19 protein-coding genes are annotated in these 19,005 nt (G+C 57.5%); 9 read left to right on the top strand and 10 right to left on the bottom strand.

Annotated features, from left to right (window positions below; genetic code table 11):
• Positions 1–115: 115 nt before the first annotated feature.
• From MHK05_RS00690 to MHK05_RS00660, 7 genes are all read right to left on the bottom strand, one after another.
• Positions 116–1,129 (bottom strand): sigma-70 family RNA polymerase sigma factor, encoded by a 1,014-nt coding sequence (locus MHK05_RS00690; RefSeq protein ID WP_023021392.1) that lies wholly within the window; start codon positions 1,127–1,129, stop codon positions 116–118.
• A 181-nt stretch (positions 1,130–1,310) separates the two neighbouring features.
• Positions 1,311–2,102, bottom strand: coding sequence for a helix-turn-helix transcriptional regulator (locus tag MHK05_RS00685; RefSeq protein WP_023021393.1), 792 nt, complete (start codon positions 2,100–2,102; stop codon positions 1,311–1,313).
• Positions 2,103–2,248: 146 nt separating this feature from the next.
• Positions 2,249–3,622, bottom strand: a complete 1,374-nt coding sequence (locus MHK05_RS00680) for an L-serine ammonia-lyase (protein WP_023021394.1) — start codon at positions 3,620–3,622, stop codon at positions 2,249–2,251.
• A gap of 46 nt (positions 3,623–3,668) precedes the next feature.
• Complete coding sequence (locus MHK05_RS00675) at positions 3,669–5,057, bottom strand: SLC5/6 family protein (protein WP_200288970.1); 1,389 nt, start codon at positions 5,055–5,057, stop codon at positions 3,669–3,671.
• A gap of 356 nt (positions 5,058–5,413) precedes the next feature.
• The gene (dtd, locus tag MHK05_RS00670) at positions 5,414–5,857 is read right to left on the bottom strand and encodes a D-aminoacyl-tRNA deacylase (RefSeq protein WP_239204147.1); all 444 of its coding nucleotides are present in this window, start codon (positions 5,855–5,857) and stop codon (positions 5,414–5,416) included.
• Between the two features lie 43 nt (positions 5,858–5,900).
• The gene (locus tag MHK05_RS00665) at positions 5,901–7,472 is read right to left on the bottom strand and encodes a DUF7782 domain-containing protein (RefSeq protein WP_239204145.1); all 1,572 of its coding nucleotides are present in this window, start codon (positions 7,470–7,472) and stop codon (positions 5,901–5,903) included.
• A gap of 15 nt (positions 7,473–7,487) precedes the next feature.
• Positions 7,488–7,862, bottom strand: a complete 375-nt coding sequence (locus tag MHK05_RS00660) for a DUF3099 domain-containing protein (RefSeq protein WP_239204143.1) — start codon at positions 7,860–7,862, stop codon at positions 7,488–7,490.
• Positions 7,863–7,966: 104 nt separating this feature from the next.
• Between MHK05_RS00660 and MHK05_RS00655 the strand changes: the two genes are divergently transcribed.
• From MHK05_RS00655 to dhaM, 5 genes are all read left to right on the top strand, one after another.
• Complete coding sequence (locus MHK05_RS00655; RefSeq protein WP_049361236.1) at positions 7,967–8,251, top strand: DUF3039 domain-containing protein; 285 nt, start codon at positions 7,967–7,969, stop codon at positions 8,249–8,251.
• Positions 8,248–10,032 (top strand): DEAD/DEAH box helicase, encoded by a 1,785-nt coding sequence (locus MHK05_RS00650; protein WP_239204141.1) that lies wholly within the window; start codon positions 8,248–8,250, stop codon positions 10,030–10,032. Before MHK05_RS00655 ends, MHK05_RS00650 begins: the two co-directional genes overlap by 4 nt.
• A 149-nt stretch (positions 10,033–10,181) precedes the next feature.
• Positions 10,182–11,183: a dihydroxyacetone kinase subunit DhaK gene (gene dhaK, locus MHK05_RS00645; RefSeq protein ID WP_239204546.1), complete on the top strand. Its 1,002-nt coding sequence runs from the start codon at positions 10,182–10,184 to the stop codon at positions 11,181–11,183.
• A 2-nt stretch (positions 11,184–11,185) separates the two neighbouring features.
• A complete protein-coding gene (gene dhaL, locus MHK05_RS00640; protein ID WP_239204139.1) occupies positions 11,186–11,869 on the top strand; it encodes a dihydroxyacetone kinase subunit DhaL in 684 nt (227 codons plus the stop codon).
• Between the two features lie 3 nt (positions 11,870–11,872).
• Positions 11,873–12,592 carry a dihydroxyacetone kinase phosphoryl donor subunit DhaM gene (gene dhaM, locus MHK05_RS00635; RefSeq protein WP_239204137.1) on the top strand — a complete coding sequence of 240 codons (720 nt, stop codon included), beginning with the start codon at positions 11,873–11,875 and terminating at the stop codon, positions 12,590–12,592.
• Between the two features lie 457 nt (positions 12,593–13,049).
• Here dhaM and MHK05_RS00630 read toward each other — a convergent pair whose 3' ends face one another.
• Both MHK05_RS00630 and ppgK read right to left on the bottom strand, forming a co-directional pair.
• A complete protein-coding gene (locus MHK05_RS00630) occupies positions 13,050–14,528 on the bottom strand; it encodes an RNA polymerase sigma factor (protein WP_086587550.1) in 1,479 nt (492 codons plus the stop codon).
• Positions 14,529–14,728: 200 nt separating this feature from the next.
• A complete protein-coding gene (gene ppgK / locus MHK05_RS00625) occupies positions 14,729–15,487 on the bottom strand; it encodes a polyphosphate--glucose phosphotransferase (RefSeq protein WP_239204135.1) in 759 nt (252 codons plus the stop codon).
• Between ppgK and MHK05_RS00620 the strand changes: the two genes are divergently transcribed.
• A complete protein-coding gene (locus MHK05_RS00620) occupies positions 15,486–16,373 on the top strand; it encodes an inositol monophosphatase family protein (protein ID WP_239204133.1) in 888 nt (295 codons plus the stop codon). The genes ppgK and MHK05_RS00620 overlap by 2 nt on opposite strands.
• Positions 16,374–16,485: 112 nt before the next feature.
• Complete coding sequence (locus MHK05_RS00615; protein WP_239204131.1) at positions 16,486–16,776, top strand: DUF4193 domain-containing protein; 291 nt, start codon at positions 16,486–16,488, stop codon at positions 16,774–16,776.
• Positions 16,777–16,899: 123 nt separating this feature from the next.
• Here MHK05_RS00615 and MHK05_RS00610 read toward each other — a convergent pair whose 3' ends face one another.
• Positions 16,900–17,436 carry a DUF3093 domain-containing protein gene (locus tag MHK05_RS00610; RefSeq protein ID WP_034655386.1) on the bottom strand — a complete coding sequence of 179 codons (537 nt, stop codon included), beginning with the start codon at positions 17,434–17,436 and terminating at the stop codon, positions 16,900–16,902.
• 64 nt (positions 17,437–17,500) lie between these two features.
• Between MHK05_RS00610 and dut the strand changes: the two genes are divergently transcribed.
• Entirely contained in the window at positions 17,501–17,974 is a 474-nt protein-coding gene (gene dut, locus MHK05_RS00605; RefSeq protein ID WP_023021406.1) for a dUTP diphosphatase, read from the top strand.
• A gap of 48 nt (positions 17,975–18,022) precedes the next feature.
• Positions 18,023–18,997 (top strand): DUF3710 domain-containing protein, encoded by a 975-nt coding sequence (locus tag MHK05_RS00600; protein ID WP_239204129.1) that lies wholly within the window; start codon positions 18,023–18,025, stop codon positions 18,995–18,997.
• Positions 18,998–19,005: the final 8 nt, after the last annotated feature.

Below are 19,005 nucleotides of genomic sequence, written 5' to 3'. Positions count from 1 at the left end.
CTCGCCGCGTCGAACTAAGCCGCTGCCTTTCTAACGCCAAACCCCGAGCCCGTGGCAGTATTGTGCCGAATGGACTCGGGGAGGAGGACTGGGCGCGGAGCGCTGCCAGCCCAGATTAAAGAGCGTACTCGCGCAGGCGATCGGCGCGGTTGCCATCGCGCAGCTTTGCCATAACTTCGCGCTCAATTTGGCGTACACGTTCGCGCGAAAGACCGAAGCGGCGACCAATCTGATCCAAGGTGCGCGGAACACCATCATCGAGGCCGTAGCGCAGACGAATTACGTCCTGCTCGCGCTTTTCCAAGGTGTCAATCACTCCGCGAATATCGGAATGGCGCATGGAGGCTACGACCGCGGTTTCTGCATCGGTAGCTTCGGCGTCTTCAATGAAGTCACCCAAAGGAGCTTCTTCATCGGTACCTACCGGCATATCGAGAGAGACTGGGTCGCGCGACTGGCGCAGCAGCATCTCAATCTTGTTTTCGTCAATGCCTGATTCCTCCGAAAGCTCTTCATTGGTAGCTTCACGGCCCAGGGATTGATACATCTCGCGCTTAATGCGGGACAGCTTGTTGACCTGTTCTACCAAGTGGACTGGGAGGCGAATGGTGCGAGACTGGTCAGCCATGCCGCGGGTAATTGCCTGGCGGATCCACCACGTGGCATAGGTGGAGAATTTAAAGCCCTTGGCGTAATCGAACTTTTCCATCGCGCGGATGAGGCCGAGGTTTCCCTCCTGGATGAGATCCAGCAATGGCATACCGCGGCCGGTGTAGCGCTTTGCCAGCGAGACCACGAGGCGCAGGTTGGCTTCAAGCAGGTGGGAGCGTGCCTTTTTGCCTTCACGGGCGAGGATTTTAAGGTCACGCTTTTCTGCACGGGTGAGCTTTTCAGCGTTATTGAGCTTGTACTCCGCGTACAGTCCAACTTCGATGGCCTGAGCGAGTTCTACCTCATCTTCCGCGCTGAGCAGTGCGGTCTTGCCAATGCCGTTGAGATAAACACGAACGAGGTCGGCAGAGGGGTTGTCGTTGGTTTGGTTGCGGCGAGATCCGCGATCTACTTCCTGTTCTTCATTAGTAGTGGCAGCTGAAGCGCCCTTGGCGGTGGTGGCAGATGTCTTCGTCATAGTGAAGCCTCCTGAATTTGTCGCCGGTTTCACAAAGTACAACGGAGTCTTTAGAGATTTAGTTCCCAATGTGGAAAGAATTGATAAAACGCGGCGTTCCCCGTGGTACGACTCCACCTTTTCGGGGGAGATGTGCCACGGAGAACGCCGCGCTCTGCGATGGGGCAGGTACGTAGGAGTACTATCCGCGTACCTGTACGAGATAGCGGTAAATGGTGGGTTCGGAAACACCTAGCCGCTCTGCCGCTGCGGCAATTCCTCCCTTAAGAAGGAAGAATCCCGCATCCTCCAAATCTGAGACCACCTCGAGGCGCTCCTCGCGCTGCATGCGAGGGGCAGGGGTGTTTTGGTTAGAAATGGCGGAGTCCAACATTGAGTCCAGAAGGTGTTCCACGTTGGAACGCAAAGACTCGCTGACTCCTTCCTTGTCCGCTTCTTCCTCTACCGGTTCCTTATCTGGAACTGGGTCTGGTACTGCAACGGGGCGGTTGGGTAGCTCAGTTTCACCTGGGTAGCCGCCGAAAGCCTTTGACTTATCGAATGCGGGATCATCGGCCTTGCCGATGAGTGCTGCGGCCGCATCGCGAATGTGTACTAATTCGGATACATCAACATTGATGCACAGCATGCCGCGCATATGCCCGGAGTCGTCTCGGATGAAGTAGCTAGAGGAGCGGCAAATCTTGCCTTCCGCATTGACGGCGCGGTAGCCGGTCATCATGGGGATTGCTGCGGCATCGCCCTGTTTCATAAACCATAGAGCGAAGTCGGTCACCGGGCCGCCAAGTTGCCGGCCGGAGATGTGCCCATTGGCGATGGCCATGATGGATTTATCGGGAACGTCGAGATCGTGGAGGACGATTTCGGTGTTGGGGCCCATTGCCTTACCGAGGAATTCGACGAGGGGAATATACTGCTCGAGGAAGTTTTCTTCGGAGGCACTGCCGCTAGGAAAATTCATTAGCTGAAGCATGTCCTTTAATTCCTGTCAGGTTATAGCGAAGGTACCACATGGAAGCGACTCGGTGGAAGAAAGGGAATAGTCCGAAGAAAGCCGGGTGAACACTAGCGGCTTAGCGCTGTGCTCACCCGGCTCATCGCTTCATTACAGGGTGTTCTTTATCCACACACCGGGACTGGTGGGTGAACTGCTAGGGCCAGACCACCTTGTGAGGTCTCCCTGTACTTGGCATTCATATCCTTACCAGTCTTGTACATGGTCCAGATGACTTCGTCCAAAGAAACACACGGCTTGCTCTCACGCTCTAGCGCCATGCGAGCACTGGTGATGGAGTCGACCGCAGCAACGGCGTTACGCTCAATGCAGGGTACCTGAACCTGTCCGAGGACTGGGTCACAGGTCAAGCCAAGCTTGTGTTCCATGCCAATCTCAGCTGCGATGCATACCTGCTCTGGGGTAGCGCCCATGAGCTGGGCGAGTCCGCCGGCAGCCATGGAGCACGCCACACCAACTTCACCTTGGCAGCCGACCTCAGCGCCAGAGATGGAAGCGTTCATCTTGTACAGGGAAGCAATCTGGTTGCAGGCGAAGATGTAGTCAGCGAACATCTCCGTGGTAACTGGCTCGACAAACTTGTCGTAGTAAGCCAGGACTGCGGGGACGACACCACAGGCGCCGTTCGTAGGAGCGGTAACAACGCGGCCGCAGGCTGCATTCTCTTCGGAGATAGCCAGTGCAAACATGTTTACCCAGCTGAGGATGTTCAAACCATCGTGCGGTTCGGACTGCTCAAGACGACGCTTAAGGGCAGCCGCGCGACGCGGAACGAGCAGGGAACCAGGCAGCGGACCATCGGTGGAGGAACCGCGCTTGATGCCGGTGTACATGACATCGCGAACCTTGCGCAGGTGCTCATTGACCTCATTTTCAGAGCGCAGTGCCAATTCGTTGGCCAAGCCCAGCTCGGGGAGGGTCATATCGTTCTTTTCGCACAGTTCGAGCATTTCTGCAGCGCTGGCATATGGGAAGGGGATATCAACCTTGACGTCCTGCCGCTTTGCAAAGTCTTCCTGCTTGACGATGAAACCGCCGCCGACCGAGTAGTAGGTCTTGTGCAGGATGTTTTCTTCGCCGGCGAAGGCGATAAGACACATACCATTTTCGTGCATCGGGAGGTATTCGTCGTGGAAGAAGAAGCCGCCGTCCTTGGGGAATTCTACCTCGTGGGTGCCGCCCAGCATGAGCTTCTCGCTGCTGCGGACGTTCTTCATGAATTCGGAGATGCCGTCGATATCAACGGTCTCTGGCTCTTCACCGGCCAAGCCGAGGAGGATGGCCTTGTCGGTGGAGTGGCCGATACCCGTGAGGGAGAGGGAACCGTAGACATTTGCCTGCACTCGAGTGACCTTGTCAAAGAGGTCTTTTTCCTTGAGCTCGTCTACGAAAGCCTTGCCGGCCTTCATTGGCCCTAGGGTGTGTGAGCTTGAGGGGCCGATACCAATCTTGAACATATCGAAGATGCTGATGAACATTGTTCTTTCCTTGAATCCTCTGCGAATTTCTCGTCTACGGCGGTGCTTAGAAGGCGTGGACGATGGAGTAGATGATGGTTGCTAGGGCGACGAGGCCCATGAAGAAGACGAAGTAGTTGGAAGCCTTGCCCTTGTAGCGCTGGAGAGCAGGAACCTTGTGGATAGCGACCATCGGGATGATGAAGAGCATGATGGCAATCGTTGGACCACACAGGGTTTCAATCATGCCCAGGATGGACGGGTCAGCCCAAGCGACGAGCCAAGCGGTAACCAGCATGAAGATGAGGGTGATGGTGTCGAGCTTGTGAGCCGACTGTGCGTCATCCTTGCTTGCGTTCTTGCTGCCCTTGACGATGAGACCCTCGAAGCCTTCGGCTGCGCCGAGGTAGTGGCCAAGGAAGGACTTAGCAACTGCAATCATGGCGATGATAGGAGCAATCCACTGGATAAGTGGGGTATCGAAGTGGTTGGCCAGGTAGGACAAGATGGTGATGTTTTGTGCCTTAGCTTCTGCCATATCAGCCGGGGAGAGGCTCAGGGCGCAGGAGAAGACGAAGAACATAACCACGACGACCATGAGGATCTCAGCGCGGAGCAGGGTCTTGCGGGACTTGGCTTCTGCGAACTTGCCGTAGGTCTGGCGGCGGTCAACGGCGAAGGAAGAAATCATCGGGGAGTGGTTGAAGGAGAAGACCATAACCGGAACCAAGAGCATCAGGGTAACGCCCATGCCGTGACCAGAGGCTTCGCGAGCAACGTTTAGGTCAAAGGAATCGAAGAGTGCGGTGTTCCACTTCGGGATGAGGTAAAGGGAAAGGAGAACCAGGATGCCGATGAACGGGTATACCAGGTAGGACATGACGTGAACCACGACGTCCTTGCCCATGCGGACAATCAAGATGAGTCCACCAACGAGCAAGAGAGAGGTTAGCCAGCGGTGCGGCGGGGTAACGCCGAGCTGGTGCTCCAGGAAAGAGTTGACCGTGTTGGTGATGGTGACTGAGTAAACCAGCAGGATGGGGTAGACCGACAGGAAGTACAGGATGTTCATGAGAACACCGGCCTTCTTGCCAAAGTGCTCTTCGACGACGTCCGTGAGGTCACCGTCTGGCTTGGAGCTGGACAGTACCAAGCGGGTCATTCCGCGGTGAGCCCAGTAGGTCATAGGCAGTGCTACGACCGTCATGATGAGCAGCGGGATGATACCGCCGATACCGGCGTTGATGGGGAGGAAGAGGACGCCGGCGCCGATGGCGGTGCCGAACAGGGAGAGCATCCATACGGTGTCTTCCTTATTCCACTTCGGTGCGCCCTTCTGGCCATCGAAGGGGGTGTCGATGCCAGGAGCCGGTGCGGCTGTCTTGGGGGTTTCGGGCATTTCTGCCCTGTTTTCTGGGTGCTGGGCTGAATTGCGCCGCTTGAGTGAGTGGGACATTTTCTTTCCTACATCTAGTTGGTCGGCCGAAGCGTTTGGGCTTCTGCAACCGTGACTGAGAAAAAGATTCTCATTCAACTTTGCGTTAGTAGGACCTTGAGAAAAGTTCTCTCATCCTGCTTGTCCAGCCCTTTTGCTTCGCTGTGCCTTCAGTATAGAACAGAAACTTGCAGGATGATAATAAATTATTGCACTACAGGTAGGGCATTTATCACTCTCGAAAAATTTGCAATCTGCCGTTCTTTATGGCTTGTTCCATATAATTTCACCGAGAGTGGCACCAGTCACAAGTGCTCTAATGAAAGTACTGCTTAATACGTTTTGAGGATCGTTGGGGCGGGAGAAGGGCGCGCAAATTACGTCTCAACTAAAACGGTGAAAGGGCCTTCATTTACAGAGGAGACGCGCATTTTAGCCCCGAATTGGCCTGTTTCTACTGACACGCCGCGTTCCTTGAGGTGGTTGATAATCGTTGAAACAACCGGCTCAGCTTCCGGACCTGGCGCGGCATCCGCCCATGAAGGGCGTCGCCCCTTGGCAGTGCGACCATACAAAGTAAATTGGCTCACTACTAGTACCGGAGCTGCGGCATCGATCACCGAGACCTCGCCGTCAAGAATGCGCAGTTCTGCAATTTTGCGCGCCATTTTCTCTGCTCGAGGCTGCCAATCATCCATATCCTCGCGCGAGACGCCGACGAGCGCGAGAAGACCGCCGGTATCGGGACAATCAATGGCCCCGACGGTCTCTCCATCGACGGTTACTGTGGCCTCTGAAACTCGAGTCAAAACTGCGCGCACCGCTTACTTCTCCTTATCTATCCAGTGGGTTGAAAATGCGGTATCAGCTAAGGTTCGTTGAACCGGTGTCCAAGAGGAGATCTGCTGGGATAAGCAGACCGTGGCGGACCATATCGATGACTGCGGGGAGGGCAGCGGCGGTGAGTTCTTCCTCATCGAATCCGTGCGCCGCCGCATACAGCCCAATTGTCTCTTCTAGGTTCAGACCCTGTGGGTTGAGACCAGCGACAATTGCGGCAATGTGTTCATCTACCTCGTGGCTCCAACGCGGGCCGTCTGTGCGGGTTAGGCGCAAGGCGGCGCGGGTGAATCCCTGTCCCAAATCTTCATCTGGGGTGCCGATATCTTCGCGTGCCAAGCCGGGCCTTACTTGGAAGTGCTTTCCCTGCAGTTCTCCCGGCACAAGATCGCGCAGCCACGCCACACGGGCAAAGTATTCTTCTACTTCGGGGCCAAGCGGATCGCTGAAGGCCTGCGGCATTTCTTCGGCCAAGATATCTGCAGGCTCATCGTCACCGATGCGTTGAATAGCTACGAAACCAAAACCAATGCCGTTTACTTCGTGTTTCTGGAAATGTTCGAGCCAGGCGCGAGAGCGCTCTTGCCCCTCAGGGCAGCGAATATCGAGGGATTCATCTTCGAGCCAGGTGGACACATAAAGTGCGGGATCGGCAACGTCGCGCTGAATGACCCAGGCGGCGATCCCTTTATCCGGCAACCAGGAAGCAACGCGTTGCTGCCATGTTTCGCCACTGGTGTGTACCCATGCAGCCAGAAGGTGAGCGGTTCCGCCGGGCGTCAGGTGATCGGTGGCTTGAGAGACAACCAATTCACTGGCTCCGTCGAGGTTTAATCCGGAATCGCGGTAGACGTGGCCCACTTCGGGAAGGCCTACAACAAAAGGCGGGTTAGCTACTAGACGGTCAAAGCGGCGACCAGCTACGGGCTCAAACCATGACCCAGGGAGCAATTCCACTTTGTCGCCCTCACCAGCGGCCGCGATGGTGGCCGTGGCCAAATCCAAGGCACGCTCATGCACATCGGTCGCGGTGATTTTTTCTGCGCATTCGATTTGCCCCAGCAATTGAACACCCGAGCCGGTGCCCAGATCGAGAACGCTGCTGACTGGACTTACTGGCGTGGACTGCAGCAAAGAGAGACTCGCCGCGCCTACTCCCAGCACATGGTCAGGGCCGGGTACGTGATCCACGAGGGAGGCATCGACGTCGGAGAAGATGAGCCGGTTAGCGCCCACGATGGTGTGGGGGCGGATGTCGAGGGCAATGTAGGCCATGCCGTGGGCGTCGGCAAGCGCAACCTTGGCATCCAGCAACTGGGTAGCCAGGCGCGCTCCTACGGCCTCACCCAAAAGCGTGGCAGGCAGGTGCTCGTGCAGGAGGAAAAAGCGGATCAACAAGTCCATCTGAGATTCGCTGTGCGCGGCTAGCGAAACAGGTGCCGGCTCGCCGCGGAATAGGGCTTCAGTAACCTCCGGCCCTAGGTACCCGGCCACGCCATCGGTGGTAAAGCCTGCGGCGGTAAAGACGTCCGCAAGTTCAGGGGCCAACGTGGCCAGTGCCGCGGCATCGAAATCGGGTCCAAAAGTAGTCGTCATGTGGGCAGGATTCCTTTACTCTTCTTCGTGGTCGATGATGTCGTGTTTAGCCTCAATCGGCCGCGCCGTGCCGCTGGAGACCTGTGGTGCGTGTGTATGGCCATAAAGCTGCCGATTTATGGCTGGCTTGTACACATTCTTTTCGCGCTTATCCTTCTTTTCTCCTCGGCCGTTCCCAATTACCACGGCGATCCACGGGAGGGGAAAAGTCACGCCCACAACGATTGCGGCTAGCAGCCACCAATGCATATAGAGGAAAAAGCCGGCGATGAGCAAGGAAGGAACGCGCAAGAACTGGAAGATTCCGTACTGAATCTCGCGGCGCTTACGGTCCTGGCCAGGCGTGAGCTTGGCATCTGTGATGAGGTAGCGCTCTTTTTTGCCAAACAACCTAAACTCGGCTCCCCTCGCGCGCGGTAGTCATCCCTCGATATGGGGAAAGGGGCGCAGTGGCTGGCGTGCATGAGGTGTCCATGTTCTCCAAGGGTAGACGCATGACTCGCAAAGTTCGATGCCGATGCGGCAAAATAGAGGGCGTGACTACGACTACGAAGACAATTGAACGGCCAGATATTCGTGAAGACACTTCGACGACGGATAATGACACGCCGAAGTTCTTCCATTACGTCAAAAAGGATCACATCCTCGATTCCGCGGTCAACGGGAAGTATGTCGTTGCCCTATGCGGCGAGACCTTCCCGGTGACCAAGCAGGCAAAGCCGGGTTCTCCGGTATGCCCCGATTGTGAGCGTGTGTATAAGGGTCTGCGCCGCAAGTGAGGACTTTTAAAAAGACTAACCTTCGCGCCTGGCAGCAATCCGCCCTTGATAAATTCCTCGCCACTAAGCCGCAGGATTTTATGGCGGTGGCGACTCCGGGCGCCGGCAAAACTACTTTCGCGCTGCGCATCGCAACCGAGCTCATGGAAGACCGCACGGTCGAGCGCGTCATCGTGGTGGTGCCTACCGAACACCTCAAGACCCAGTGGTCCAGCGCTGCCGCGCGAGTAGGTTTGGCGTTGGATCCTGCGTTTAGCAATTCCTCTGCTGTCAATCCCTCGATGGATGGCATTGTGGTGACCTATGCGCAAGTAGGAATGCACCCCTTCAAGCACCGCGCGGTGGCCTCAGCCCGGCGCACTTTGGTGATCCTGGATGAGATTCACCACGCCGGTGATGCCAAGAGCTGGGGTGATGGTGTCAAGGAGGCCTACGATGACGTTAACCATCGCTTGGCGCTGACGGGTACGCCGTTTCGTTCCGATGACTCGCCCATCCCCTTTGTTCAGTATGTAGACGATGGGGAGGGACACAAGGTCTCTCGCTCGGACCATACCTATGGCTATGGCGATGCGCTTGCCGACGGCGTCGTGCGCCCCGTTGTCTTCCTCTCTTACTCCGGCGAGGCCCGCTGGCGGGATTCGGCTGGCGAGGAACATGCCGCGCGCTTGGGTGACATTATGAATGCGGAGCAAACCGCCCGTGCGTGGCGCACCGCGTTGGACCCCAAGGGCGAATGGATCCCTGCAGTGCTGCAGGCGGCGCACACCCGGCTGATGCAGATGCGCCGCAACATGCCGGATGCTGGCGGCCTCGTGCTGGCAACCGACACGACGACGGCGCGTGCCTACGCCAAGATCCTCAAGCAGATCTCCAACACCCCGGTCTCCGTCATCCTGTCCGATGACCCGGGTTCGTCCGCGCGCATTGCCGAGTTCTCTGAATCCACCGACGAGTGGATGGTGGCCGTGCGCATGGTGTCTGAGGGCGTCGACGTCCCCCGCCTCGCCGTGGGTGTCTACGCCACCTCGGCGTCCACCCCGCTCTTCTTCGCGCAGGCCATCGGTCGCTTCGTCCGCTCCCGCATGCCGGGAGAGACCGCCTCAGTATTCCTGCCCTCCGTACCGGTTTTGTTGGGCCTGGCGGAGAATATGGAAAAGCAGCGCGATCACGTCCTCGGCGGGGAGAAGAACCCCGACAAGGAGGGCTGGGACGACGAGCTGCTTGAGGATGCCAATAAGAAGAAGTCCGAGCCCGACATGCTCGAGCCTTCTTATGAGTCCCTCGGCGCGGAGGCAGAGTTCTCCGGCCTGCTGTACAACGGCTCCCAGTTCAGCACCGGAGCAATCACTGACGAGGACGAGGACTTCCTGGGCATTCCGGGGCTTCTCGACGCCGACCAGGTCAAGGACCTGTTGCGCAAGAAGCAGTCGGAAGAGATGGACCGCCGCGAGGCCGAGGAGAAGGCGCGCCGGGCTGCAGAGGCAGCCGAGGAACAGCGTCGCAAGCTCTACGGCACCCCGCACGCGCCGAAGCGTGGGGGACAGGCGGGTGCCGCGGGGGCGGCACCAAGCTCTGCCGGCTCCGATGCCGGAACGGTGGATGAAATCTCGGCGCTGCGCAAGGAACTCAACACCGTCGTGTCTATCACCGCGCAGCGCACCGGACGCCCGCACGGCGCCATTCACACCGAAGCACGCAAGGCCTGCGGCGGGCCGCCCACCGCGCTGTGCGACGCCGAGCAGCTTCGCGAGCGCATCGACTACCTGCGCAAGTGGTAAACGCTTCGAGAAGCGTCCGCTGAGTCTCAGCGGAGGTGCGCCGAACGTGCGTCTGAAAATGTGAACGGTGTAAATGTTTTTAGGAAGAGTAAGCTCGATATCATCCTGCCCGTAGGCCTTTGGCTTAAGAAGATCCAAGGAGATGGATGATGAAGAAGCTCATCAACTCGCCGGAAAACGTTGTTGCTGAATCTGTTGAAGGATTCGCGCAGGCACACAAAGACATCGTCACGCGTGCAACTGACCCTCTATTCGTAAGCCGCAAAGAGAAAAAGGAGAGCGGCAAGGTCGCCGTCGTTTCTGGCGGCGGTTCGGGACACGAGCCGCTCCACGCGGGATTCGTTGGCCATGGCATGCTCGACGCTGCTGTTCCCGGTGCGATGTTTACCTCACCGACGCCGGATGCGATTCAAGCAGCAACCAACGCCGTCAATGCCGGCGCGGGCGTGCTTTACATTGTTAAGAACTACACGGGGGACGTCCTCAACTTCGATACGGCGGCTGAACTCGCCGAGTTTGATGACATTGAGGTCAGCCAGGTCATCGTAGATGACGATGTCGCCGTTGAGGACTCAACGTATACCGCTGGCCGCCGCGGCGTGGCTGGAACCCTTCTCGTGGAGAAGCTGGCGGGCGCGGCCGCCGAGCGAGGCGATGACCTTGCTGCCGTTACTGCTGTCGCAAAGAAAGTAGTGGAGAACACTGCCACTATGGGGGCAGCATTGTCTGCGTGCACCGTGCCCCATGTGGGAAAGCCCTCCTTTGATTTGGGGGAGGACGAGGTCGAGTTGGGCGTCGGTATTCACGGTGAACCCGGCCGGAAAGAAATCCCGATTGTTTCTGCTGACGACGTAACGGATCACCTGCTGGATCCCATCCTGGCGGACCTTAAACTGAGTGAAGGCGAGCGCACCATCGTTGTGGTGAACGGCATGGGAGCTACGCCTGCTTCGGAACTCTATGTGGTCTACCGCCGTGTGGCTCAACGTCTCAAGGACGCGGGCGTGACCATCGAGAGATCACTCGTGGGTGACTTCGTTACTAGCTTGGATATGGAGGGTTGTTCTGTCACCGTGATGCGCGCTGATGATCAAGATATTGCGCTGTTCGACGCCCCCTGCCACACCGCCGCTCTACGCAAAGGAATGTAATCATGACTAACCTTTCAACTGTTTGGGCACAGGACTGGATGAAGAACTGTGCTGCAGCCGCCCATGACCATCGTGATGAGCTCATCGAGCTAGACCGTGTGATTGGTGACAGCGACCATGGTGAAAACGTCGACCGCGGTTTCCGTGCCGTGGTGGACAAGGTTGCTGCCGGAACCACTGAAGACGGCTCGACCGTTGTGGACGTGCTCAAGCTCACCGCCAAAACTCTGATGTCCACTGTTGGTGGTGCCTCCGGGCCTCTGTTGGGCACCGCGTTCTTACGTGCTGCTAAGGCAGCCGGCTCTGGTGATCTCGATGCCTCTACAGCGGCTGCAGTTATCGAAGCCGCCGCTGAAGGAATCACCTCGCGAGGCAAGGCCACGGAGGGGGAGAAGACGATGGTTGATGCTTGGGCTCCTGCTGCCCGTGCTGCCCGTGAAGCAGCAAATGCCGGACGCAGCCCAGCTGAGGTTCTGCGCGCGGCTGCCGAAGCCGCAGCCGAAGGCGCCGAGGCTACCATCTCAATGGTGGCGACGAAGGGACGTGCCTCCTATCTGGGAGAGCGATCCGTAGGGCACAAGGACCCAGGTGCGGCGTCCACCGCGCTCTTTCTAGCAGCGGCTGCCGACGCAGCCTCGAGCGCAGTGGCTGAAGACAGCGGCAACAACAAAGCAGAGGAGGCTTAGACGATGCCACAACCACACGTTGGCCTCGTACTCGTTTCTCATTCGGCCAAACTTGTCGAAGGTCTCGCGGAACTCGCAGCCCAGATGGCCTCGGACGTCACCATCCGCACAGCTGGTGGACTCGAAGACGGGGGAATTGGAACCTCGTATGACCTCATCGAATCTGCCATCAACGACCTCCTAAGTCAGGAGCTCGGTGTGGTTGTTCTCACTGACTTAGGCTCAGCCACGATGACAGTGGAGTCTGTACTGGAGTTCCTAGAAGATGATCCGGTGACTTTCGTTGATGCACCGTTGGTGGAGGCCGCCATTGCCGCGGCTACGTCTGCGCAACAAGGAGATGACCTTGCCGCCGTAGCCACGGCAGCAGCACAGGCCATTGATATCTTTGTCGCATCGAATTCTTCCCGCTCGGCGACAACTGACGAAAGCACTGCGAGTGCAACATCAGAAACGGGAGAGTCATATAAGCGAACCGTCACTGTTGCGGACGCAGCGGGCCTGCATGCCCGGCCCGCTTCAAAAGTCGCTGAAATGGCGGCGACGGCAGACGGTGACATCGTCATTACTTACGATGGTGAGGACGCTGAAGCAGATTCAGCAATGATGCTGATGTCTCTCGGCGCGCCTCATGGCGCGTCAGTCACCGTCAGCGGAGAAGCTGGTGACTCTGCCCTTGTCGACCAGATTGCTGACGGTATCGCTCAGGGACTCGACGAGTAAGTCAAGAGTACTTCCACGGGTGCCATGATATGAGGGGTAAATGGCCCGCCCGTGGTGGTTTCGTGCCCTGACTGGTTGGATAGCGGTTGAGGTGGAACGCAGCTAAGTTCCCGTGAAAGCGCAAAACCCTGAACCAACCAAATCCAGCGAATCGGTATGGCAACACCGGCAAGTTCCTACTACGCGCCTCATGCGGATGCTTATGGAGCCGGCCCAAGGCCGGCTCTTACTTCACGAATTCCGCGTCGGCGTAGACGGGGAAGATCTCACGAGAGAAGTTGTGTTCGCCTTCGATGCTCGCCGTAGAGGGAATCCCGCAGGTTCCTATAAGCGCGGTAACAGTTGTCGTGCTTTCGGCGGATCTTCTACAGTCCATCCTGTAGGAGCTTAGATCAAAAGCGGCGAAGGATACGTAATCTCCTCGCCGCTCTCCCTTTTTCGCAAGGGCTACATGCAACTAGTCCAAGTAGTCACGCAGGACCTGCGAGCGCGACGGGTGGCGCAGCTTCGACATCGTCTTGGACTCGATTTGGCGGATACGCTCGCGGGTCACTCCGTAGACTTGGCCAATCTCGTCTAAAGTGCGCGGCATGCCGTCGGTCAAGCCAAAGCGGAGGCGAACCACGCCGGCTTCGCGCTCGGACAGGGTAGTCAGCACGTCTTGGAGCTGATCCTGCAGCAAGGTGAAGGATACGGCGTCGACCGCAATGACGGCCTCGGAGTCCTCGATGAAGTCACCCAACTGGGAATCGCCTTCGTCACCGATGGTCTGATCCAAGGAAATGGGCTCGCGGGCGTACTGCTGGATTTCGAGCACCTTTTCCTCGGTGATATCCATCTCCTTCGCGAGCTCCTGCGGGGTAGGCTCGCGGCCCAAGTCCTGCAAGAGTTCGCGCTGGATGCGGCCCAGCTTGTTGATGACTTCCACCATGTGAACCGGGATGCGGATGGTACGAGCCTGGTCCGCCATGGCGCGGGTAATCGCCTGGCGGATCCACCACGTGGCGTAGGTGGAGAACTTGTAGCCCTTGGTGTAGTCGAACTTCTCCACGGCGCGGATAAGGCCCAAGTTGCCTTCCTGAATGAGGTCCAAGAAAGCCATGCCACGGCCGGTGTAGCGCTTGGCTAAGGAAACCACCAGACGCAGGTTGGCCTCCAGTAGGTGGTTTTTGGCCTTGCGGCCATCGCGGGCGATGCTGCGCAGGTCGCGCTTTTCCATGGGGGAGAGCTTAGCGGCCTTATCGCCTTCGGCGCGGGCCTTTTCCATCTCATCCATGCGGTGCTGTGCGTAAAGACCAGCCTCGATGCGCTTGGCCAAGGAAACCTCTTGCTCGGCGTTGAGCAGGGCCACCTTACCAATCTGCTTGAGGTAGGCACGAACGGAGTCAGCAGAGGCAGTCAGCTGCGCATCCTTGCGTGCCTGACGCAGTGCAGCGGATTCTTCCTCGTCCCAGACGGAGGAGGAGTCCTCTTCTTCGTCATCGTCCTCATCGTCTTCGTCCAAGTCCTCTTCGAGGTCCTCGTCCTCGAGATCTTCACCGCCTGCGAAGTCATCATCTTCCTCGATGTCCGCATTGGTGGGATCGAAGTCGACGTCTTCGTCGTGCTCGTCCTCGTCGAGCTCTTCTTCTACCTCCGGCTGTGCTTGCTTTTCGGACTCAGCGGGGGATTCCTGCTTCTTCGCCGCGGACTTGCGGACCGTCTTCTTCGTGGCCTTCTTAGCAGACTTTTTAGTGGTCTTCTTGGCCGACTTCTTAGCGGTCTTTTTCGCAGTCTTTTTGGCTGTTTTCTTAGCGGTCTTCTTGGCCGTCTTTTTTGCCGTCTTCTTCGCGGTTTTCTTTGCCGTCTTCTTGGCGGTCTTCTTTGCAGGAGTAGATGCCCCGGCGGCGTTTTCGCCCTCGCCGAGTGCCTGGTCTGAAGATTCAGTGGCTGCCACGTACGCCCTTTCGACTTACTTCTTGATTAAAACAGCTCAGTGCGCCCTAGCTGGGCGCTCGTCCATCACTGTGATGTTAACGCGCTGTGGCCTTATGCAGGCCAGACACGCCTTAGAGCTATTTAACTTAGGATCGACCGCCCAGTATAGAGGATCTTTCTACTCTGCCGGTGGATAGGGTCACCAGCAGTGCATAAATTTTATGGTTTCAAGCCCTCTACCGCCGCCATTGCGGCACCAACAATCCCTGCACGATTGCGCAATTGTGCAGGCCTGACGGGGGTGGCAATGTCAAGGTGCGGGCCCCACTTTTCAAACTTGCGCGAGATACCACCCCCAATGAGGAAAGCCTGCGGGTTAAAAAGCTTTTCATACTCCGCAAGGACCTTATTTAACCGCTTAGCCCAGTGCTTGTACTTGAGCCCTTCGCGGTCCTTGACGGCCGAAGATGCAATCCTTTCGGCTTCATCATCGCCCACCAGCATGTGCCCTAGCTCGGTATTGGGAAAGAGCTGACCATTCAAGAAGAAGGCCGAACCAATGCCGGTCCCCAGAGTCAAAAAGATTACGGAGCCCTGCTTGGCGATGTCCTCTCCGTAGGCAACCTCGGCTAGTCCCGCCGCGTCGGCGTCGTTAAGCACGGCAAAATCCGCATCCAAGTAATCAGCGAATAGCTCTGTAGCATTAATGCCAATCCATTCCTTGGAAATATTCGCTGCCGTTTCTACCTCTTGGTTGCGGACAACGGAAGGCAGGGTAATGCCTACTGGGCCTTCCCACTGCTTTTCCTGGATGATCTGGGCTACCACCTTGGCAACATCGTGCGGAGTCGATGGCTGCGGCGTGGCGATTTTCATACGCTCGCCCACGAATTCGCCGGTGGCAAGGTCCACCTCTGCGCCCTTAATGCCCGAACCGCCGACATCGACGCCAAAAGAATGTCCAGAAAGAGTAGTCATGCCCGACAGTGTAGAAGAAGGCACAATAGTTGGCATGACTGAGCACATCGATTTTCTCCAATTGCGGGATTTTGCCGTCTCTACCGCCACGCGAGCGGCCGAACTAATTGCCGCCCGGCGCGCAGAGCTTGTCGCCGGTGATGGCATCGCGGCGCATACCAGCACCAAGTCCAGTGATGTGGATCCGGTAACTGAGGTCGACACCGCCACAGAGGAATTCATTGCCACCACCATTCGTACCCAACGCCCAGGGGATGGAATCTTTGGGGAAGAAGGCGCCAATGTGGAATCCACCAGCGGTGTTACCTGGATAGTGGATCCGATTGATGGCACCGTAAATTTCCTCTACGGGGTGCCGGATTTTGCAGTTTCTATCGGTGCGGAATATCAGGGGCGCCTGGTAGCTGGCGCGGTGGTCAACGTGGCCCGCGGGCGCACTTATGCAGCCGCGGCCGGTCAAGGCGCCACGGTCACCGGCCCGGACGGGAAGGTGCACCCATTGCAGTGCGCCCACACCAAAAATCCCGCGTTGGCACTGGTAGCCACTGGCTTCGGATACGATGCCCAACGGAGAGCAGCGCAAGCCGAGCTGCTCACCAAGCTCTTGCCCCAGGTACGAGATATTCGCCGCATCGGTGCTGCCGCGCTGGATTTATGCCGCGTAGCTGAGGGCACGGTTGATGCCTACTTTGAGCACGGCATCAATGCTTGGGATTTTGCCGCCGGGGCAGTTATTGCCCGCGAAGCAGGCGCGGTGGTGCACCATCCAGGCTTTGAGAAGGGGTCCGCTCACGGCGAACTTACCTGGGCCGCGGGGGCAGATTTGGCCCCCGCCTTTGAGGAACTTTTGGCAGCACACAACGCCACAGGCGCGTTGCGGGGGTAATAGTTTTCCACGCTAACGGCCGGTGAGATGACATCTAGCCATTTGTGCTTTACTATGCGCGATCGATAATTACCCATTCCTTAAAGCAATTTGACCATTAGGGGCGTGCATTATGGCCACCGATTATGACGCACCGCGCCGGCGCGCGGAAGATGAACCCGAAACTGACTCCCTAGAGGGGCTCAAAGCCGCTGAAAGCGACAACAACGGCATGGACGATGACGGAGAAATCGTCGAATCGTTCCAGCCGCCAACAGTTGACCTTACCGGTGAGGAGCTCAATGTTGAGGTAGTTCCCCGCCAAGAAGACGAGTTTACTTGCGGCTCTTGTTTCCTAGTGCAGTCCAATAAGCGCTATTCCCACGATGAGGATGGCCAGCCTATCTGTAAGGACTGTGCTTAAAGGAAAAATCGCAGCAGTAAAGAAACCCCGCACACGGCAACTTGCTTAAAGCCGAGTGCGGGGTTTGGTGTTGTGGCCGCCTCGAATCTGCCGGTTCGAGGATGCCTACAAAATCTTTAAAATTTAGTGCTGTTCCGGCAGGAAGGCATGGAGTAAAGCTTCTGGGTCCTTCGAAGCGATGAGCCAATAAGGGGTATCGTCCTCAGGATCATTGAGCACCATCATGGCGTGCTCATCCACCCAAGCGTGGGAGACCAAGAACGCCGCGGGATCGAATTGCGGGCCTAGCGCATTACGCCGTGCAGATTTGGGAACCGTGATAGACCGCGAGACCACGTCGTTGGGTAGTTGGGCGTCTTTGACTGAGAGCCAACGCGTTCCGTCTGGGTCACGCTCTACCACGATGACCGTATTGGACCACGTAATAAGTACCCACACGGCGATGGCGCCAAGGAGTATTGCAGGAATAATGGTCCACCACATGGAGCGGTTTAGCCCGGCGGTAGCAGAAGTAAGTGCCACGATGCCGGCGGCAAAAAGCCAAAAGTACCAAGGCACCCATTGGCGTTCGCGGTAGAGCACCTGAGGGGCCATCGTGCCCTGTGCAGAAGCGGAGCTCGACGGTGCCGGAGTTGCGGAAGAAGCAGATGTATCAGACACGTCTAGCTAGTCTAGTCCACACGCACCACAGAATGAACCTGCTAAGGCAGGTAGGATTGGCCAGGTGACTGACTCGTTTCCATATTCTCAGCCAGAAAGCCCTTTCGGCGATATTAAAGTCAAGCGTCTAGACAAGGAGCTTCCGCTGCCGAAACGCGCCCATCGCGGCGACGCCGGTGCGGACCTCTACGCAGCAGAAGCACTTACGTTGCAACCCGGCGAGCGCGCCCTTGTAGGCACCGGGATTGCAATTGCGCTGCCACTAGGAACAGTCGGTTTGATTCATCCACGGTCCGGGTTGGCTGCAAAACAAGGGCTTTCGGTAGTTAATACTCCGGGGACAGTGGATGCTGACTACCGCGGGGAAATCAAAGTCTGCCTTATCAACCATGACCGGCATACCCCTATCGAAATCGAACGCGGAATGCGTATCGCTCAGCTCGTGGTCCAGCGCGTTGAGCTAGTGGGATTTGCTGAGGTCGAAGAATTGGAGGACACGGACCGGGGAGCCGGTGGCTATGGCTCTACCGGCGTGTAGCTAAAGCAATAGAGACTTAACGAAACTTCTAGAAAGGATGTAGCAACCATGGGAATCTGGCCCTTTGGCAAGAAGAACGAGGATGCGAAGAAGGAGCAGGCACAGCCTGCAGCAAAGGGCGAAAAGCCGGCGGGCCCCGAGTCCGTGGATAAAGATGCCCAGGAATCATATGCTCCGGTAGAAGATACCGCAGCCGATGCTCCGGTAGAAGATACCGCAGCCGATGCTGCGGTAGCTTCTGGCAATGAACCACGCGAATTTGCCCATGACGCTATCAACGGTCAGACCGGCCCCTTTGATGGTGACTCCGTAGATATCGAAACTTTCGATTTCAGCGACTTTTCCATCGGCATTTTAGATTTGGGCTCTCTGCGCATCCCACTGCCAAAGGAGTCCCAGGTACAAGTAGAAATGGGCGAGCAAGGCCCGCGAATGCTGCACATCGTAACCAAGGTGGGCCGAATTACCCCCGTAGCCTTTGCCGCCCCACGCAAGCCGGGCCAGTGGGCAGAATCCGTCGAGGAGATCAGGGAAGGCATGAGCCGCGACGGTCTCACCGTTACTACCGAGCCAGGCCCGTGGGGTGCTGAGGTCGTGGGTAAAAACGACAATGGCCAGGTTCGCGTCATCGGTGCAGATGGCCCACGGTGGATGCTGCGCATGACGCTGGCGGCACCGGCAGGAATGGAAGCTGACCTGGCAGAAATGGCCCGCGAGGTAGCCGCGCGCACCTTTGTCTACCGTGGAGAAGACCCCATCTTGGCCGGAAACGCTTTGCCGGTCATCATGCCCGAGCAGCTCGTAGAGCAAGTCAAGCAGGCCATGGACCAGCGCCAGCAGGAGCAGCAGGCAGCCGCTAATGCCCAGAACCACCCAGAAAACGGCGTTGGCGGTCCAGACCCTGCAGCAGAAGCAGAGGCGGAACAGCACTTGCGCGATTTGGGCGGCACCCCACAGGAGGGGGAGAATGGATCGTCCCCGCAGGACCCCGATGAGGGTTCTGCACCTACTTCCAAAGACTAGGCAAAGCA

Origin of the sequence: Corynebacterium nasorum (genome assembly GCF_022347325.1) — a bacterium.
In the GTDB taxonomy this organism is placed as follows: Bacteria; Actinomycetota; Actinomycetes; order Mycobacteriales; family Mycobacteriaceae; genus Corynebacterium; species Corynebacterium kefirresidentii.
The sequence above is the reverse complement of the archived record's forward strand: the minus strand, read 5'-3'. Positions and strand labels throughout refer to the sequence as shown.

Excerpts from the sequence above, each read along its gene's own strand:
- MHK05_RS00685 (WP_023021393.1), bottom strand. The coding sequence starts at position 2,102 with ATGCTTCAGCTAATGAATTTTCCTAGCGGCAGTGCCTCCGAAGAAAAC.
- dhaL (WP_239204139.1), top strand. The coding sequence starts at position 11,186 with ATGACTAACCTTTCAACTGTTTGGGCACAGGACTGGATGAAGAACTGT.
- dhaK (WP_239204546.1), top strand. The coding sequence starts at position 10,182 with ATGAAGAAGCTCATCAACTCGCCGGAAAACGTTGTTGCTGAATCTGTT.
- MHK05_RS00655 (WP_049361236.1), top strand. The coding sequence starts at position 7,967 with ATGACTCGCAAAGTTCGATGCCGATGCGGCAAAATAGAGGGCGTGACT.
- MHK05_RS00665 (WP_239204145.1), bottom strand. The coding sequence starts at position 7,472 with ATGACGACTACTTTTGGACCCGATTTCGATGCCGCGGCACTGGCCACG.
- MHK05_RS00680 (WP_023021394.1), bottom strand. The coding sequence starts at position 3,622 with ATGTTCATCAGCATCTTCGATATGTTCAAGATTGGTATCGGCCCCTCA.
- ppgK (WP_239204135.1), bottom strand. The coding sequence starts at position 15,487 with ATGACTACTCTTTCTGGACATTCTTTTGGCGTCGATGTCGGCGGTTCG.
- MHK05_RS00615 (WP_239204131.1), top strand. The coding sequence starts at position 16,486 with ATGGCCACCGATTATGACGCACCGCGCCGGCGCGCGGAAGATGAACCC.
- dhaM (WP_239204137.1), top strand. The coding sequence starts at position 11,873 with ATGCCACAACCACACGTTGGCCTCGTACTCGTTTCTCATTCGGCCAAA.
- MHK05_RS00620 (WP_239204133.1), top strand. The coding sequence starts at position 15,486 with ATGCCCGACAGTGTAGAAGAAGGCACAATAGTTGGCATGACTGAGCAC.
- MHK05_RS00690 (WP_023021392.1), bottom strand. The coding sequence starts at position 1,129 with ATGACGAAGACATCTGCCACCACCGCCAAGGGCGCTTCAGCTGCCACT.
- MHK05_RS00675 (WP_200288970.1), bottom strand. The coding sequence starts at position 5,057 with ATGTCCCACTCACTCAAGCGGCGCAATTCAGCCCAGCACCCAGAAAAC.
- MHK05_RS00600 (WP_239204129.1), top strand. The coding sequence starts at position 18,023 with ATGGGAATCTGGCCCTTTGGCAAGAAGAACGAGGATGCGAAGAAGGAG.